General features: G+C 33.6%; 14 protein-coding genes. 11 read left to right on the forward strand and 3 right to left on the reverse strand.

The genetic code is table 11. The features are described 5' to 3' along the window. Nucleotides 1-10: 10 nt before the first annotated feature. From Q4566_RS04900 to Q4566_RS04915, 4 genes are all read left to right on the forward strand, one after another. A complete protein-coding gene (locus tag Q4566_RS04900) occupies nt 11-577 on the forward strand; it encodes a GNAT family N-acetyltransferase (RefSeq protein WP_303419012.1) in 567 nt (188 codons plus the stop codon). A 99-nt stretch (nt 578-676) separates the two neighbouring features. Then, nucleotides 677-1,531 (forward strand): substrate-binding domain-containing protein, encoded by an 855-nt coding sequence (locus tag Q4566_RS04905; protein WP_303419015.1) that lies wholly within the window; start codon nt 677-679, stop codon nt 1,529-1,531. Nucleotides 1,532-1,819: 288 nt separating this feature from the next. Next, the gene (locus tag Q4566_RS04910; RefSeq protein WP_303419018.1) at nt 1,820-3,484 is read left to right on the forward strand and encodes a polysaccharide lyase family 7 protein; all 1,665 of its coding nucleotides are present in this window, start codon (nt 1,820-1,822) and stop codon (nt 3,482-3,484) included. A 265-nt stretch (nt 3,485-3,749) separates the two neighbouring features. Further along, nucleotides 3,750-5,123, forward strand: coding sequence for a TlpA disulfide reductase family protein (locus tag Q4566_RS04915; protein WP_303419020.1), 1,374 nt, complete (start codon nt 3,750-3,752; stop codon nt 5,121-5,123). A 146-nt stretch (nt 5,124-5,269) separates the two neighbouring features. Here Q4566_RS04915 and Q4566_RS04920 read toward each other — a convergent pair whose 3' ends face one another. Beyond that, the gene (locus tag Q4566_RS04920) at nt 5,270-6,844 is read right to left on the reverse strand and encodes an NAD(P)H-hydrate dehydratase (protein WP_303419023.1); all 1,575 of its coding nucleotides are present in this window, start codon (nt 6,842-6,844) and stop codon (nt 5,270-5,272) included. Nucleotides 6,845-7,187: 343 nt separating this feature from the next. On the opposite strand from Q4566_RS04920, the gene thrA reads away from it, so the two are divergent. From thrA to thrC, 4 genes are all read left to right on the forward strand, one after another. Then, nucleotides 7,188-9,632, forward strand: coding sequence for a bifunctional aspartate kinase/homoserine dehydrogenase I (thrA, locus tag Q4566_RS04925; RefSeq protein WP_303419026.1), 2,445 nt, complete (start codon nt 7,188-7,190; stop codon nt 9,630-9,632). An 88-nt stretch (nt 9,633-9,720) separates the two neighbouring features. Next, nucleotides 9,721-10,641: a homoserine kinase gene (locus tag Q4566_RS04930; RefSeq protein ID WP_303419271.1), complete on the forward strand. Its 921-nt coding sequence runs from the start codon at nt 9,721-9,723 to the stop codon at nt 10,639-10,641. A gap of 214 nt (nt 10,642-10,855) precedes the next feature. Beyond that, a complete protein-coding gene (locus Q4566_RS04935) occupies nt 10,856-11,212 on the forward strand; it encodes a four helix bundle protein (RefSeq protein WP_303419027.1) in 357 nt (118 codons plus the stop codon). A gap of 174 nt (nt 11,213-11,386) precedes the next feature. Beyond that, nucleotides 11,387-12,682: a threonine synthase gene (thrC, locus tag Q4566_RS04940; RefSeq protein WP_303419030.1), complete on the forward strand. Its 1,296-nt coding sequence runs from the start codon at nt 11,387-11,389 to the stop codon at nt 12,680-12,682. Between the two features lie 56 nt (nt 12,683-12,738). Here thrC and Q4566_RS04945 read toward each other — a convergent pair whose 3' ends face one another. Then, complete coding sequence (locus Q4566_RS04945) at nt 12,739-14,214, reverse strand: carbohydrate porin (protein ID WP_303419033.1); 1,476 nt, start codon at nt 14,212-14,214, stop codon at nt 12,739-12,741. A gap of 149 nt (nt 14,215-14,363) precedes the next feature. Continuing rightward, the gene (locus Q4566_RS04950) at nt 14,364-16,106 is read right to left on the reverse strand and encodes an ATP-binding protein (RefSeq protein ID WP_303419035.1); all 1,743 of its coding nucleotides are present in this window, start codon (nt 16,104-16,106) and stop codon (nt 14,364-14,366) included. Between the two features lie 285 nt (nt 16,107-16,391). Between Q4566_RS04950 and gcvT the strand changes: the two genes are divergently transcribed. The 3 genes from gcvT to Q4566_RS04965 are packed head-to-tail and all read left to right on the forward strand — an operon-like array spanning nt 16,392 to nt 19,249. Next, a complete protein-coding gene (gene gcvT, locus Q4566_RS04955; protein ID WP_303419037.1) occupies nt 16,392-17,471 on the forward strand; it encodes a glycine cleavage system aminomethyltransferase GcvT in 1,080 nt (359 codons plus the stop codon). A 4-nt stretch (nt 17,472-17,475) separates the two neighbouring features. Continuing rightward, complete coding sequence (locus tag Q4566_RS04960) at nt 17,476-18,390, forward strand: glutaminase (RefSeq protein WP_303419040.1); 915 nt, start codon at nt 17,476-17,478, stop codon at nt 18,388-18,390. A 25-nt stretch (nt 18,391-18,415) separates the two neighbouring features. Beyond that, nucleotides 18,416-19,249: a sugar nucleotide-binding protein gene (locus Q4566_RS04965; RefSeq protein ID WP_303419043.1), complete on the forward strand. Its 834-nt coding sequence runs from the start codon at nt 18,416-18,418 to the stop codon at nt 19,247-19,249. The last annotated feature ends 17 nt before the right edge of the window (nt 19,250-19,266 follow it).

A 19,266-nucleotide genomic window follows, 5' to 3' on the forward strand; every position in this document is an offset into this window, starting at 1 on the left:
ATTTAAAAAAATGAACTTAGATAAATTTTTCGTTTCTGAATTGATTCTAGAGAATCCTTCAATTTTATTACGCCCCCTAACCAGTGATGATATTGATATAATTGAAACCATAAGTTATAATAAAGCTTTAGGTGAATTTGGTGCTCGTGTAAATAATAGGCAAGATTTAGAAGGGTATTTTGATTTCTGCTTAAATTCTAAGAAAGAAAAAGAAATTTATCCTTTAATCATAATAAACAAAGAAAATCAACAACCAATAGGTTTAACCATGTTAGGTAGTATCAGTTTTCCGAATAAAAGACTAGAAATTGGGTGGACTTGGATTTCTGAAAAATTTCAAGGCACTGGTGTTAACAACATGTGTAAAAAGCTTCTACTTAATTATTGCTTTGATACATTAAACTTAAGAAGAGTAGAATTCAAAATAGATATAAAAAATATCAGGTCTCAAAAGGCGGTAGAAAAATTAGGAGCCGTAAAAGAAGGTTTACTAAGACATTTTAATATGCAATCTTATGGTGAAAGTGATGGCACCTATGTTTACAGTATCCTTAAAGAGGAATGGAAAAAAGAATAATTGATATTTTAGTATATTTATTAAAAACTTACAGATAAATTTTAAAGTTTATAATTTAAACTAACATCTTTCAAATAACAATAATCCTAGTTAATTAATATGAAAACAGTAAATATTGGTGGTGTTCCAGAACATTTTAATTTAGCTTGGTATTTAACATTAAAGGAAGGTGAATACAAAAAAGAAGGCATAAATTTAAGGTGGCAGGACTACCCTGATGGTACGGGAGCTATGTGCAAAGCACTTAGGTCTGGTGAAATTGATATCGCGGTTATCTTGACCGAAGGAATCATTAAAGACATCATTGCTGGCAATCCAAGTAAAATTGTGCAAACTTTTGTGCAAACACCTTTAATTTGGGGTGTTCACGTGGCTGAACAATCAAATTACAAGAGTATTGAAGATTTAAAAGGCACGAAGGCTGCTATTAGTCGTTATGGCTCTGGTTCGCATTTAATGACTTATGTAAATGCTAAAAACCATGAATGGGATTTAAAAACAGATTTAAATTTTGAAATTATTAATGATTTAAATGGTGCTGTTAAAGGATTAACACAAGGAAATGCTGATTATTTTCTTTGGGAAAAATTCATGACCAAACCACTGGTGGATCAAAAAGTGTTTAGACGCATCGGTAACTGCCCTTCCCCATGGCCTTGTTTCGTGATTGCAGCTCGTGAAGATTTTATAGAAAATAATAAAGCGGAATTAAAAGCTATAACTGATATTATTAATAATACCACTTCAGAATTTAAAGATATTCCAAGTATTGATAAAATGATTGCCAATCGCTATGATCAAAAAATTGAAGACGTCCAAGAATGGCTAAATCTTACCGAATGGTCCCAGGAAATGATTGATGAAGCTACGGTAATGGAGGTTCAGAAGCAGTTATTTGCTTTAGACATCATTCCAGAGATTGTATATTACTCTAAATTAACTTCAACTTTATAGTAATAGCTTATAAATATTCTTAATAACTTAAACTTTCTGCAACTAATAAGTAATACTATTAAGTTTACTCATAATATACTGGTTACTATGCTATTATAGTAGTTTGTGTTTTTAGACGCGTTTAAACCACGTGAATAGCACTCTAATTTTAACCAACTACTATCGCAAATCTCATAATTAACTTTTGGGTAATCAACTCGTTTTATATAAATTAGCGCCATACTAATTGGTTTACCAGTTAGGTAAACCAATTTTAAACTAAATTATAAAACCCCAAAACTAACGAGAATGAAACAAAAATTACCAAAAAATCACATGCATGCTCTGGTATTATGTATGATTTTTGCATTGGTTTCCTCCAGTGCTTTTGCGCAAACATTAATTCCCGCCGATTTAATGAGAAACTGCAGCCAATGGAAAATTACTAAGCCCGATGGCTCCGAGCAAAAACCACTTTGTGAGTACCCAAACCAATCCTATTACTATGTGAATGGAGATGAAGATGGCATTGTTTTTAAAGTAGTCATTGATGATAGTAATGGTTCAACAGCAAACTCGAATTACATTCGTTCTGAACTACGTGAAAGACTGCCAGACGGTAGTTTAGACATCTATTGGACAACTGCTGGAACACACGTTATCTATGTAGAACAAGCTATTACCCACCTACCAACCTATAAAAACCACCTAGTTGCCACTCAAATACACGGTGATAAAGCGGCGGATATTGACGATGCAATGGTGTTACGGTTAGAAGGTCAGCATTTATTCCTTTCCTTTAATGGTGGAGATTTAAGAAAAGATGTCACTATAAAAACAGATTATGCGCTTGGTACCAAGCATGAAGTGATTTTCGAAGTAATCGACGGAAAACATTATTGTTATTATTCTGAGGCTGGTGGTTTAATAGAGTTATATGATAGCGGTAGAACAAATGCTGCTTCATATCTTGTTAAAACTAACGTAGATGATGGCGGTAATACGATCACTCCTGCTAGAGATTATGTCATGGAAAGAACTTACGATCAATCTTATTTTAAAGTTGGTAATTATACCCAATCCAATTTAGGAAGAGAAGTTCAAGAAGCTACAGATGATGGTAAAGTTTACGATTATGACGCACCTAATTACGGTGAAGTTGTTGTTTACGACTTTAGTGTTAGACATGGAACCGTTGAAGATGGTGGAGATATAGGAGGAACCGACCCGCCTCCATCAGGGTCTGTTACACCTAGAGCAGACGAAATTACAATCATTGATGCCACGGCTGTTGGTACCGAAATAGGTACTGCTAATAACCCGAAAGACTATGTTAGTCCCCATTACGCTTATGATGGCGTTGTTGATACTGGATACTACTGGACAGGTGATGCTAGTGTAGAGCCTGAAGTCGCCATTACTTTGGATTTAGGCTGTAATCGTGATCTCACAGATATCGGATTGTATTTTTTAAAAGCAGAATCAAGAACAACAAATTTTGATGTTGCAGTCTCTCAAGATGGTATGAGTTTTAATACGGTAATTTCAAACCAAGATAGCGCATCCTCAGGGTATACAGTTGATGATGAACAACTTTTTGATTTATCAGGAAACAACGCGCGTTATGTGAAAATTAAAGGTAACGGAAATAGTCAGGCTAATTCTGGTTGGACAAGTTTTGCTGAGATAAGATTATATGGCGATAACGCCGATTGTTCAACTTTAAGCACGGAGCATGAAATTACTAATCAAGAAGTATTTTCGTTACACCCTAATCCAGCCAGCACGATAGTTAAATGGAATAACTTTAAAGATTTTGAAACCGTAACCATTTACAACTTAATGGGCAAAATTATTTTAAAACAAGTTGTTCAAGGTAACTCTATTGATGTTTCAAGCTTAAATTCAGGTTTATATATTTTTAAGTTTTCAGGAGAAAACGGAACTATAAACAAGCGTGTTATTATAAAATAAAAGAAATTATAGTGTACTTTAAAGAGGCCGTCTAAAAAGTAAAGTTTTCGTCAACCTGAACTTGATTCAGGTTCTCATAATGATTGCTTATCAATATGATGCGATTCTGAAATAAATTCAGAATGACGTACTTTAATACTTTTTGCACAGCCTCTTTTTGTAAATATATTCCACCTAAAAAGCATAGAATCATATGTTAATAAAATTCTAAAATGATTAAGAGCACCTATCAAATTATTACATTTGGCAAAATCCAAAATATACAATGAAAAAACTACTAATTTTAGCATTTGCTATTTCTGTGTTTAGCTGTAAAACAGAAACAAAGCCAGATTATATTTTAATTTCTGGAAAAATTACTAATAAACTACCTTCTGAAGTTTCTATCAACACACAAGATCGTTCTTTTTCTGAACCTATAGACGTTGCAGCCGATGGAACGTTCTTTGATACACTAACCGTTGAAAAGGGTGCATATGTTTTATATGATGGTAAAAATCCAGTCTTTTTACATTTTGAACCTGGTTATAATCTAAATATTAACTATGATGCTAATGATTTTCAAAATTCATTAGTAATCACTGGTGAAGGTGCTCCTGAAAACAATTATTTAGCTGAAAAACTAAAGAAAACTCGTGAATTAATGGGAGATAATGCTAGTTTGTATAGTTTGTCAGAGGAAGAATATAAGGTAAAACAATTAGCTATAAAAGAATCCTTACTTACGCTGTTAAATAATACCAAAGGGATTTCTGAAAGTTTTAAAGTTGATGAGGAAAAAGAACTTAATTATAACTATTTAGGGAGTTTGAATATTTACGAAAGAGCTCATGGTTATTTTACCAAAAACACAGATTTTAAAGTCTCTGACGATTTCTTAGACGAATATGAAGGTTTCGATTACGCTAATGAAGCTGATTATAATGCTTCACCTAGCTATAAGAAAATTGTTGCAGATCATTATGCTCTAAAAATTAATGATTACGTGACAAAGGATGCTTTAACACAAGAAGAAGCATTTTTTAAAACCGCACGCGACATTAATTCTGAAACGATTAGAAACACCTTTTTATTCGATGTTGCGAACCAAACAATTGTTCGCGCTAAAGACATAGAAGCTTTTTATAAAGAATTTATGGAGATTTCTACAAACGAAGAAAATAATGCCATAATAACAGAAAAATACAACCAGTTAACCGCGGTAGCTAAAGGAAAACCATCTCCTAAATTTGTTGATTACGAAAATTACAAAGGCGGCACAACGTCTTTAGATGATCTAAAAGGTAAGTTTGTATATATTGATGTATGGGCTACTTGGTGCGGACCATGTAAACGTGAAATTCCTTTCTTAAAAGAATTAGAAAAAACGTACCACGATAAAAATATTGAGTTTGTAAGTCTTTCTATTGATAAAGTTTCAGATCGTGAAAAATGGAAAAAAATGATTGAAACAGAAAATTTACAAGGTGTACAGGTTTTAGCGGATAATGATTGGAAATCTAAATTCGTTACCGATTACCAAATTCAAGGCATTCCAAGATTTATCCTTATAGATGAAGCAGGTAATATTGTAGATCCAAATGCGCCAAGACCATCAGATCCTAAATTAGTAGAATTATTTACGGAGTTGAACATATAACGTCTTCCTGAACTTGATTCAGGGTCTTATCCAAATTACTAAAAAAGCTGTTTTAGAAGTGAATTTTCACTTTTAAAACAGCTTTTTTATGTTAAAGACCTTAGTTTTTGGTGGTTATTCATCACTTTAAAGTCTCTATTATACTTCTACTTTGTTTTCTTCTTAGTCTTTTCTTTAGGTGCAGAAGTTTCTGGTTGTGTAGGTGCTTCAGGCGCTTTAAACAAGTCTAAAAACGCATCACCTAAAAACTCTATAATATGACTTGCTATTAAACTTTGAAACCCTAATTCCATAGCAGCAAAATCGGCCGATTTTCCATGTAAATAAGTACCAAATATCGCAGCAACACTTGGGTGATAGCCTTGCGCTAATAAGCCTGTTATAATCCCTGTTAACACATCGCCACTTCCGGCAGTTGCCAATCCGGGGTTTCCAGTTGAATTCACAAACAGTTTGTCGTTAAAAACAGTAATACTATAAGCGCCTTTAATAATTAAAATCACTTTATACTTTTTAGTAAACGCTTTTACCTTATCTAACTTTTGAAAATCATCCTTCCAAACGCCAATTAAACGTTCTAATTCCTTTGGGTGTGGTGTTAAAATGCTGTTTTCAGGAAGGTATTTTAATAAGTTCTTTTTCTTAGATAACATGTTTAAGCCATCAGCATCGATAACCAAAGGTGCTTTATTAGCTTTTAAAAAGGTCTCAAAAGCTTTAATGGTTTGTTCGTCTGTCCCCGCTCCTATTCCAAAGGCTATTACAGTAGGTTCAATGTTGTAATTAATTTTTGTTATTTTTTCCTCATCACTATCGGTAATCACCATAGCTTCAGGAAAAGAAGCTTGCATGGCGTTGTATCCACATTTAGGAATGAGTGTGGTAACCAACCCAGCACCAGCCGATAATGTTGCTCGGGCAGTTAAAGTCACCGCCCCAATCTTACCATAACTACCACCAATAATTAATGCATGTCCGAAATCGCCTTTATGTGAAAAGCGTTCTCTTGGCATATAATTTGGTAAAACTTCAGCCTTACCAATGAATTCGGCTTCTGTTTCTGTAGTTAATAGGAATTCAGGGTCTAATCCAATATCTAAAATCTCCCATTGAGCGGTATATTTTGCGGTGTCAGGTAAAAAGAAAATCAATTTAGGTGAAGCAAAACTTAAGGTGAATCCTGCCCAAACCACATCGTTTTCGTTTTCAACAGCTTTATCTGTAAACAATCCAGAAGGCACATCAACAGCCAACGTAAAGGCTTTACTTTTTCTGAAATGCATAAACAATTCTTTTACCCAATTGCTTACAGGACGGTTTAAACCGATACCAAAAATAGCATCAACAATAATGTCTTTTGGGCCAATCTCTGGAAAATCACCGACAGCATGAATCGGTTCTGGCCAAGACTTCGTTACCCCTTTTAACCTTTCATAGTGTGCTAAAAAATCATCACTTCGTTTATTACTGTAATCTACGATATAGGTTTTAACGTTGTAACCGTGGATAATCAAATGTCTAGCAATTACCAGTCCGTCGCCGCCATTATTACCAATACCACAGAAAATGTGTATAGGAACTTGAGCACCTTGCATGCGCAAATGCATCCAGTTAAAAATCTGAACTCCGGCGCGCTCCATTAATTCAACAGAGCTTATTTTTTGCCTTTCGGAAGTTAATTTATCACCTGCGTAAATTTGTTCTTTTGAAAATATTTTCATCTTGAAATTTTATTGTGGATTTTTCAGTACTTATTGAGGTTTGTCACTTTTTTTTTATGAAACTGGATTCAATATAAGAATACTGCAAAAAGGTTATTAAAGTTTTTTTATAACATTAAAAATAATACTTTTGAGGTGTACTATGTAATTATAATGAATCATTTCAGCCAAAATATTAACGCTATAAATTCCTTTTCAACAAGAGGAATCGTTTCTACATTTGGTACAACTACAAATATTACAACCCTTTGGGGTTGCTAATTACATATTCTTCGGACAACATTTGTGATTTTTTAAATCACAACAATTCAATTATTATTTTTAATTATCAATTCATTAAAAAATGAAGGTTTTAAAATTTGGAGGGACTTCAGTAGGTTCTTCAAAAAACATAAATAAAGTTATTAGTATTTTAGAAAATTACAGTGAAAAAGATACTGTAATTTGTGTGGTTTCAGCAGTTGGTGGGATTACAGATCAATTACTTTTAGCTGGAAAACAAGCACAAAATAAGGATCAAGCATTCTTAGAAACTTTTAAAGGCATTCAAGAAAGACATTTCGAAATTATAAAGGAATTAAATCCAAATAAGAGCGAAACCATTTTGAATTATGTTTCGGAGAAGTTAAACAGCTTAAAGAGTTTGTTAGAAGGTATTTTCTTAATTAACGAATTATCACCTAAGACATCAGATAAATTGGTGAGTTTTGGTGAATTACTTTCTTCGTTTATTATTGCTGAAACTATAAAAAACAGAGGTGGTTCTGCGGAAAGAAAAAATTCTCAAGAGCTTATCGTTACCAATTCAAATTTCACAAAAGCTGAAGTTGATTATAAAATAACAGATAAAAATTTTCAAGATTACTTTAAATCAGCACCTCAAAAAATAACGATTCTTCCTGGGTTTATTTCAAAATCTAAAGCAGGAGAACAAACAACTTTAGGTCGTGGTGGTTCAGATTTTACAGCAGCCATTATCGCTGCTGCTTTAAAAGTAGCACAGTTGGAAATTTGGACAGACGTTAGTGGTATGTACACAACGAATCCGAAATTGGTAAAACAAGCCTACCCTATCGATAAAATTTCATATCAAGAAGCTATGGAATTATCGCATTTTGGTGCAAAAGTATTGTACCCACCAACGGTACAACCGGTTTTAAATTTAGGAATCCCTATTCATATTAAAAACACGCTTGAACCAGAAGCTGTTGGAACCATTATTTCTAATGATGAAACCAATTCTGTAGCACCTGTTAAAGGAATTAGTAATATTAGTGACATTGCCTTGCTAACTTTAGAAGGTAGTGGTATGGTTGGTATTCCAGGCTTTTCAAAACGTTTGTTTGAAACTTTATCGCAAGAGAAAATTAATATCATCATGATTACGCAAGCATCTTCAGAACATTCTATTTGTTTAGGTATTGAAGAAAAAGACGCTGAAAATGCTAAAATTGCAATTGATGAGGAGTTTGAAAACGAAATTGCATTAAATAAAATTGAGCCAATCATAATTGAAACAGGTTTATCTATCATCGCATTGGTTGGTGATAACATGAAAAACCACCAAGGGATAAGCGGTAAAATGTTTAGTAGCCTAGGAAAAAATAATGTGAATGTTAGAGCTATTGCTCAAGGTGCTTCAGAAAAGAATATTACCGCAGTAATTGCTGAAAATGATGTAAAAAAAGCGCTAAACACTTTACACGAACAGTTTTTTGAAACGAACACAAAACAACTTAATGTATTCATTACTGGTGTTGGAAATGTTGGAGAGCGTTTGGTTGAGCAAATTCACCAACAAAAGAAATTCTTAAAAGACAACCTGAAAATTAAAATGCGTGTTGTTGGATTATCAAATTCAAGAAAAATGCTTTTTAAAGAAGATGGCATCGATTTAACCAATTGGAAAGCTCAATTAAACGATGGAGAAGATGCTACGTTACAAGGTTTTTTTGAAAAAACAAAAGGTTTAAACCTACGTAATAGCATCTTTGTGGATGTTACTGCGAATAAAAATGTAGCCGATTTATACGCACAATATTTAAGAGAAAGTATTGGTGTGGTGGCTTGTAATAAAATTGCCTGTTCTAGTGATTTTGAAAATTATAAATTACTAAAACGTTTATCATTAAAATATAATGCACCGTTATTATTTGAAACTAATGTTGGTGCAGGATTACCTATTATTGATACGCTTAATAATTTGGTAGCTTCAGGTGATAAAATAAAATCTATCCAAGCGGTATTATCTGGAAGTTTAAACTTTGTATTTAACAACTTTAACGATTCTACTAAGTTTTACGATGTTGTGAAACAAGCTGGTGTTGAGGGTTATACAGAGCCTGATCCAAGAATTGATTTAAGTGGTGTGGATGTAGCTCGTAAGATTTTAATTCTTGCCAGAGAAAGTGGTGTAGAAATGAATTTAGAAGATATTGATAACAAATCATTTTTATCTGAATCAGGTTTAAAAAGTGACACTGTTGAAGATTTCTATGAGACTTTAGTGAAGGATGAAGCGCATTATCAAGCACTTTATGCTTCCGCGAAAGCGAACAATTGCCAGTTAAAATATGTAGCCTCATTTGACAATGGCAAAGCGAACGTAAGTTTACAGGAAATTCCTGAAGGACATCCTTTCTATAACTTAGAAGGAAGCGACAATATCGTGATGTTCTACACGCAACGTTACCCAAAACAACCTATGATTATTAAAGGTGCGGGTGCTGGAGCCGATGTAACAGCCTCTGGTTTGTTTGCGGATATTATTAGAGTTGGAAACGATTAAGAATTAGCGCTTAAAAATTAAGAAAATGTTACACGAAAAAAATTCTAGTTTTTGTTCTAGCGCAGCCGAAAATTATTTGATAGATAGCATGAATGAAATAAAAGTATTTTCTCCTGCAACCGTCGCCAATGTGGCTTGTGGATTCGATGTTTTAGGTTTTTGCTTAGACAGCGTTGGAGACGACATGGTCATACGAAAAGTTGAAAAGAAAGGCATTCACATCACGCGAATTGAAGGTTTTGATTTGCCTTATGAAGCTGAATTGAATGTCGCTGGAGTTTCTGCATTAGCCATGTATGATGCTATTGATGTAGATTTCGGGTTTGAAATTGAAATCTACAAAAATATTAAACCAGGTAGTGGTATTGGAAGTAGCGCAGCTAGTGCTGTGGGTAGCGTTTTTGGAATGAACGAGCTTATTGGGCGTCCGTTTAACAAAACACAACTTACCGAATTTGCTATTAAAGGAGAGGCCTTAGCGAGTAAATGTGAACATGCCGATAACCTCGCTCCTGCTCTTTTTGGTGGTTTTACTTTAGTGAAAAGCATAAAACCATTACAGATTTTAGAGATTCCGTCGCCAGAAGATATTTACGCAACGATTATTCATCCGCAAATAGAAATTAAAACCTCTGAATCTAGAGGAATTTTACCAAAGGAAGTGTCTTTAGTTGATGCCATTACACAATGGGCTAATGTGGGTAGTTTGGTGCATGCATTACATACTTCAGATTACGATTTAATTAAAGATTCGTTACATGATGTCATTGTAGAACCGTATAGAAGCCAGTTAATCCCACACTTTTATGATGTAAAAACAGCTGTGCTAAATGCAGGTACTTTAGGTTGTGGAATTTCAGGATCTGGTCCTTCAATTTTTTCATTGAATAAAGGATTAGAAACCGCTAACAAAGTCAAAGAAGCCATGGAACGTATTTATTCGAAAACAGGTATTGCTTTCGATATTCATGTGTCGAAGATTAATACGAGTGGCGTGAAGGTTTTATGACGGAAGACGGATTGACAGAAGGGCTTACTCTTGTGTGTGAAAAATAATGACGAAAGACAGGTCACGGATGACAGAAGAGCTTACTCTTATGTGAAAAGGTAATAACAGAAAACGTGTGACGGGTCAAAGATATGAATATTAATGAAAAACATACAACCACATACGGAAACAATCTCCCGTCTTCGGTCATTGGTCACCGGTCAAAAAAGTAAAAATGGACAAATTTAAATTTGAAAAGCTTATCATTTGGCAAAAAGCCATGGATTTTGGAGAGGTAATACATAAACTCTCTTTGGTATTTCCTGATAAAGAAAAGTTCAACCTATCTTCTCAAATTTGTAGAGCATCAGATTCAATAGCCTTAAATATTTCTGAAGGTTCTATAGGACAATCAAATCCTGAACAGAAGAAATTTATAGGTTATTCTATACGTTCATTAGCAGAAGTTGTAACTTGTTTATTCAAAGCAAAAAGAAGAAACTATATTACAGAAATACAATTTACCGAATTATACGATGAATCTTATCATCTTATGAATATGATGAGTGCCTTTAGAAAAAATATAAATTAACAACAGAAACGATTACATTTATTAATATGATAATTAGTTTTGTAAAACATAAAAAATATACTTTTCAACTGAAACGTAAACAATCTTCCGTCTTCCGTCAATGGTCTTCGGTCAATAATTAAACATCAACAATCCCCCGTCTTCCTTCATCGGTCTTCGGTCAATTTCAAAACCATGAACTATTACTCACTTAATCATAAAGCACCAAATACAACTTTTGAAAACGCAGTTGTAAAAGGATTAGCACCAGATAAAGGACTTTACTTTCCGGAAAGTATCACGCCTCTACCTCAGTCTTTTTTCGACAACATTGATGATTTATCACATGCTGAAATTGCTTTTGAAGCGATTAAACAATTTGTTTCACCTGAAATTCCAGAGGATGTATTAAAAACCATTGTTGAAGAAACTTTATCATTCGATTTTCCTGTTGTGAAACTCAATGAAAACATTTCTACTTTAGAGTTGTTTCATGGGCCAACCATGGCATTTAAAGATGTTGGAGCCCGTTTTATGGCGCGTTGTTTAGGTTATTTTAATAAAGAAAACACGAATGAAGTGACTGTTTTAGTAGCGACTTCAGGAGATACTGGTGGTGCTGTAGCAAATGGATTTTTGGGTGTTAAAGGTGTGAATGTTGTGATATTATATCCTAGCGGAAAAGTTAGCGATATTCAAGAAAAGCAATTAACTACACTAGGACAAAACATTAAAGCTTTAGAAGTTAACGGAACTTTTGATGATTGCCAAGCCATGGTTAAGGAAGCCTTTTTAGATGAAAGCCTAACCACTAAAATGCAATTAACGTCTGCAAATTCTATTAATGTGGCCCGTTGGTTACCACAATTATTTTATTTCATGTTTGCTTATAAGCAATTACATAACGATCATGATAATATTGTGTTTTCTGTACCTAGTGGAAACTTTGGTAATGTTTGTGCAGGAATGATGGCACAAAAACTAGGTTTACCAATTAAACATTTTGTGGCTTCTAACAATGAAAATAATGTGGTAACACGTTATTTACAAAGTGAATTATACGAACCAAAACCATCAGTTCAAACCATAAGCAACGCCATGGATGTTGGTGCGCCAAGTAACTTCATTAGAATTCAAGAAATTTATAAAAATAACTTTGAGAGTTTAAAGCAAAATGTGTCTTCTTACAGTTTTTCAGATGATGAAACCAAAGAAGCGATGTTAGAAATTTACAATCAATATAATTATGTAGCAGATCCTCATGGTGCTGTTGGATATTTAGGTTGCAAATCACATTTAGAAAAAAATCCAAAAGCACATTGTGTGTTTTTAGAAACAGCCCATCCAACTAAATTCTTAGATGTTGTTGAAGAAGTGATTAAAGAAGAACAACCACTACCAGAACAAATTCAATCGGTTATGGGGAAAGAAAAAGAAGCCACAGTGGTTTCTAATTATAACGACTTAAAAGCGTATCTTTTAAATAAATAGAAGTTACTTATACAGACTATAAAACTCGTTTGAAATTTATTTTTTAAACGAGTTTTTTATTTCCAAAGCCACCATTCAGCTTTAAACCCTAAGTAATAACCCCATCTGTTTTCGCCTGAAAATTGTAGATAAGGTGAATACAAACTTTCCATGGCATAATCGTTATAACGGGCTACCGAGGCTACAAATCTTAAATGCGGACGTGCCCAAATGTCGCGCAAGCCTGTGGGTACTAAAACAGGAGCGACACTTAGTTTTACCATCGAAGCATAGGGATTCGTACCATCTTTTCGTTGTGAATAATGGAGTTCAGCCAACAAATGAAAATAATCCGTTAGAAAAAATTCATTCCTTGAACCGATAGTGAAATCCGTTTTCCGATTATAAACTTCCTTTTCGAAATAAGTGGGTGCTAAGTTATCTAAATCTGAGCCTCCTTTACTTTTGGTGTAAATAACATATCCGTTAAAAGTGTAATTATCAGAGATATTTAAAACCGTATGATTTACTAAAGCCAAGGAATAGGCGTTTTTAAACCGTAAACTATTTTCATCTGGAGCGCCAAAAGTGAGCCATGTTTTTGAGAGGCCTCCATCTCCCCCATTAGCGATACCAGCACCATAGCGTAAGGTGAAATCATTAAAAGAACCAGATTTGAGCTTTTTAAACTGCCTATGATATCGAGCACCGAGAACATAACCGTAATCTGAAGGATAATTAACAGCCTCTTCTAAATCGTCTTCAGTTTCATTAGATAAGCCATCATCTTCACCTTTTTCCATATGATGGTATTCTGCAAGCGCCGTAATACTATTAGCATCATCAATATTAAAATCATGTTCGCCAATAAAAACAGTGCGTTGCCTTAATGCTGCACTTGGTGTACCGGTTTTTATATTAAGATAAAAATATGGTGGTAAAGTAGAAGTAGTATCTACTGAAGCTACAAAAATTGTGGATAATCTACTATTTTTATATTCAGCGCCAACGCCTTGTCCAGAATGATCGTTAAAATAAAAATGATCGGCGATATGAACATCAGCGCCACGATAAATGCGTGAACCAATCCATATATTTAAACCAGAGCCTCTAATATTTCTAGCTTCAGCGTAGAGTTCTGGTAAAGCTAAGGTTAACCCTCCAACACTTGAAGTCGATGTATTTCCTATTGAAGTTAAACTTGTAGAATACGCTGATAAACGTATTTGAACATGAATTTCAGTGCTATCACCTTTTTGCGGTTTAAATACTAAATTAGGAACCAACTCTAAATAATCCTGCTCTTCTAGTCGGCCGCCAATACTTCCCATATTATTCAGGTTTAAGCGTCTACCAACAGAGCCGCCGTTCTCAAAAGACCAATCGACACCTACTCTTCCGTAAGATCCCAGATAAAAGTTTTTGTTCTTAGCGTACTCATAATTTATTTGGGAATGGCCATTAAAGGTCAAAACAACAAGAAAGGTTATTAGTATAAAATTTCTAAAAAAACATTCGTTTTTATCCGTTCTTGAGGGCGCGTTTTTTGTCATTTGTGAGGTTGGTTTCTAACAAATATACGAGGAAAGCTCTTTAATATCAATAGCCTTTCTAATATTAATCTTACAAATTATCAAGATGTTAATGACGCAGTTATAACATTATTAGAATAAGTTCAGCTCCAAATTCTAAACTAATCAGCTTAGTTTAAATTAGCTATTTCTCTAGTATGATTCTTTAATACGGTAAAGAGCGCTTCTTTATTAAAAGGTTTTGAAAGTATATCATCAAAGCCAAGGTTATCAAGTTTAGAAACGAATTCGGTACTTGGAATGTTAGCTGTAAAAGCAATAACAGAAATATCTGGCCTGATTTTTTTAATGTGTTCAATCGCTTTAAACCCATTCATTTTAGGCATTTCTAAATCCAAAAGCACTAAATTAATAGCTTTATTCTGTTTTACTTTTTCTATAGCTTCAATCCCGTTTGTAGCTTCTTCTATCTTAGTTACGTGTTTTTCTAGTAGCTTCTTAGCATACATCATGCTTACCATATTGTCCTCAACTAACAATATGTTTAAATTTAGTTTAAAGTCATCTGTAAAAAACACATCTTTCTCCTGTTTTTCAGGCACTAAACTGGTAAGATTTAAAGCTAAAGGAAATTGAAAACGAGACCCTTGGTTTACAACACTTTCAATATGGATTTCAGAGTGCATTGCTTTTATAATCGATTGAGAAATCGATAGGCCTAAACCTGTACCTCCATAAACAGGATTCTTCTCATTTTTTATTTGATGAAAGCTTTCAAATACCTTTGATAGATTTTTTGGCGCAATGCCTATTCCTGTATCCTCTACCACAAATTTAATAACAACTTGACGGTCGTTTAAATCTATAACTTCAGCAGAAAAAGTGATGCTACCCTGCTCTGTAAATTTTATAGCATTTGAAATGAGATTATAAATTACTTGAGCAATCCGCTTTTCATCCACATTCACAATAACCCCTTTTAACTTATAGTCTATAGAGGACTGTAATACAAGATTTTTCTCTTCCGCCTTGTTTATAAATGGTATTGTAATTTTCAATAGGAAATCATACAACACTTTTGGTGATTCAGAGAGTTCAAAAAGCCCGGATTCAATTTTATGAACATCTAACATATCATTTACCAATAAAAGCATATTGCTATTACAATGGTCTAATATTTCAAAATACCTTTTGTTTTTATTTTCAAGTGAATCGTTACCTAAAATTAACTGGGTAACACCATTGATGCTATTAATTTGAGTTCGCAATTCATGACCTAAATTTGATAAGACTTTAGTACGACGGTCCTTTTCACTTTCAGCATTTTCTTTGTCGAACGAAATTTTCTTTATGATTGATTTATTGTAACTTAATGCTTGCAAAGAGAACACCATCATAACGCCAAAATTAATAGCAGAATTAAGCATGAAACGGTAATGAATCTGTTCTTTTGTTAAGTCTGTGTAATATTCAGAATATAGAGGGGAGATTGAAAACGTAACAACTAAAAACAATAACATTATTACATACAGAATACTGGTATGTCTTTTAAAATACACCTCTCTACGGATGACATATGGTAGTGAAAAAAGCAATCCAAATTGAAACCAATAATAGCCAGACATGATGCCCTCTAAATATGTTAATCCCATCGTTGCACTGCCTAAAAATAAAAAAACAATATAAGGGCCAATGATATAATTACGCTTAATAACAAAAGCATAAACACTTATAGTAAAGCTTATAAGTGGCAATAAAATTAGAAAAAAAGAGGCTGTTAATCCTTTTTCAAAGCTTATAAAGGCATAATAAAAATTAAATAGTATAGCAGCCAAATAGATATTCAACGCCAACTTAAAAGAAGTTTTACGTTTTAAATCTTTAAATTTTAGAGTGTGAAGTGTTTGTGACATTGAGAGATAGCAATACTCAAAAATAAGTATAATAATATGTAAAACACAAACTTTAACTTCTTAGTTATCCGTAAAAATTATTCTGTTTTATTCTCATTATGTCTAAAATGAAGTTATTTTGTTATTAATTATAAAAATTATGAGTAATATCCTTTACTTATTATGAGTACTCTGATACAAATTTCATTATTAAAAGGAGTCCCTTTTTAACGGTATTTAACAAAAACACCTCACTTTAAACCAAATTAATTTCGATACTTTTGTGCAACAATCAAAATATATACCATGAAAAATATAGCCTTAACAGAAACTCACAAAGCCCTTGGTGCTAAAATGGTGCCCTTTGCAGGATACAATATGCCTGTACAATACGAAGGTGTCAATATAGAACATGAAACGGTTAGGAAAACCGTTGGTGTTTTTGATGTATCTCACATGGGGGAATTTCTAGTTGAAGGTGAGCATGCCCTTGAATTAATTCAAAAAGTATCAACTAACGATGCTTCAAAATTAACTATTGGTAAGGCACAATATAGTTGTTTACCTAATGATGATGGTGGTATTGTAGATGATTTGATTATTTATAAAATTAAAGAAGAAACCTATTTATTAGTGGTGAATGCGAGCAATATCGAAAAAGATTGGAATTGGATTCAGTCTAAAAATGATGTTGGAGCAACCATGAGAAACCTGAGTGATGATTATTCACTTTTAGCCATTCAAGGCCCTAAAGCCATTGAAGCCATGCAAAGCATTACCAGTCATGATTTAGCTGCTATCAAGTTCTATAATTTTGTAGTAGGTGATTTTGCTGGGATTGAAAATGTAATTATCTCAGCTACTGGTTACACTGGTAGTGGCGGATTTGAAATTTATTGTAAAAACAGTGAAGCGCAGCAAATTTGGGATAAAGTTTTTGAAGCGGGCGCTGAATATGGCATCAAACCAATTGGTTTAGCCGCTCGTGACACTTTACGTTTAGAAATGGGGTATTGCTTATATGGAAATGATATTGATGATACCACATCTCCAATTGAAGCTGGCTTAGGCTGGATTACAAAATTTACTAAAGACTTTACAAATTCTGAAGCCTTAAAAGCGCAGAAAGAACATGGTCCAGAACGTAAATTAGTGGCTTTCGAATTGGATGAGCGTGGTATACCGCGTCAAGGTTATGACATTGTTGACCATAACGGAAATAAAATTGGCGTTGTTACTTCTGGAACCATGTCCCCGAGCCTTGGAAAAGGTATTGGTTTAGGCTATGTTCCTCCTGTATTTACTGATATTAACAGCAAAATTAATATTCAAATTAGAAAGAACGCTGTTCCTGCAACAGTTGTTAAATTACCTTTTTACAAATAATTATATGTTGGACTATCAAGCCATTCTAAATGCTATTTATCATGATACAATTAACGCAAAGGATAAAGGCATTGTAGCATCCTACATACCAGAATTGGCTCATATTAACAGTGATACGTTTGGCATTCATTTAAGAACTTCAGAAGGTGAAACTTTTGGTGTTGGTGATTTTGAAAAACCTTTTTCAATTCAAAGTATATCTAAAGTTTTGGCTTTATCTAAAGCCATGTCGCTCATTGGAGAGGATATTTGGAAACGCGTAGACGTGGAACCTAGTGGAAACCCCTTCAATTATCTAGCCTTGATAGAAGTTGAAAATGGCATTCCTAGAAACCCTTTTATTAATGCTGGGGCTATAGTAATAGCAGATATATTAGTTTCTAATTTAGAAAACCCTAAAGAAGAATTCTTAGATTATATTCGAGATTTAACAGGTGATAACAGCATAACTTATAATAAAGATGTAGCCAACTCTGAAAAACTTACGGGTTTTAAAAATTACGCTACAGCCAATCTTTTAAAATCATTCAACAATTTAAACAACCCTGTTGATGTTGTTTTAGATTTCTACTTTCATCAATGTGCACTAGAAATGACTTGCAGTCAGCTGTCCAAGGCCTTTTATTTATTTGCAAATCAAGGAAGTTGTTTACAAAACAAAGCGCATATTACCAATCAGCAAGTAAAACGTATTAACGCATTAATGTTAACTTGTGGTTTTTATGACGAAGCTGGTGAATTCGCTTTTGAAGTTGGATTGCCAGGGAAAAGTGGTGTTGGAGGTGGTATCGTAGCCCTTTTACCTGAAAAATTCGTGATAACCGTTTGGTCTCCTGGCCTAAATAAAAAAGGCAATTCTAAATTGGGCATGCTCGCATTAGAGCAATTTACTACCAAAACCAAACTTTCTATATTTTAGAGATTTGTAATTTGATGGCTCATTTATGTTAAAGCGTGAAAACAAACATAGAATTTTAATTTTAGGTGCGAGTGGTTTCCTTGGAGGTGCTATTTATAAGGAACTCTGCCCCTATTTTAGAACCTTTGGCACTTACAATGTTAGTAATCGCACTTATGAAAAGAATAAACACTTTTTTCAATATAATTTCGAAGAAGATGATATTTACGAAATTCTTGATATTGTAAAGCCCACCATAATTATTTCTGCACTACGAGGCGATTTCTCAAAACAAGTCATGCTACATCAGCATCTTGCGGAATACGTGCTTCACAATAGTGTAAAATTACTCTTTTTATCTTCGGCAAACGTTTTTGATGCTTATAGTAAATTCCCGAGCTATGAACTAGATAAAACTTATAGTAACAGCATATTTGGCCATTTCAAAATAAAAATTGAAAATATGTTATTGCGCTTACCAAAAGAGAAGGTTGCTATTATTAGGCTTCCAATGGTTTTTGGTTCACAATCGCCAAGAATTCAAGAGATCCTTCATTTTTTTAAGGCAAATGAACCTATTGAAGTGTTCCCTAATTTGGTAATGAATGTCACGAACGATTCTAAAGTGACACAACAAATTCACTATATCATTAACCGAAATAAATCTGGTGTTTTTCACCTAGGAAGTGAAGATTTGGTGCATCATGACGACTTTGTAAAAGAGATTTTATCTTCTTATGATTTAGAGCAAAAAGCCATTTTCAAACAAGTTTATACTACTAATGAAGAGCGTTATTTAGCCGTGTTACCAAAATTCAATAAACTACCAAAACATCTGCGTCTTAAAAGTGACGATATTTTAAGTGAATTGAAATTATAGTTGATTAGAAACCTGCA

It is taken from the genome of Tamlana sp. 2_MG-2023, from assembly GCF_030548465.1.
Taxonomy (GTDB): Bacteria; Bacteroidota; Bacteroidia; order Flavobacteriales; family Flavobacteriaceae; genus Pseudotamlana.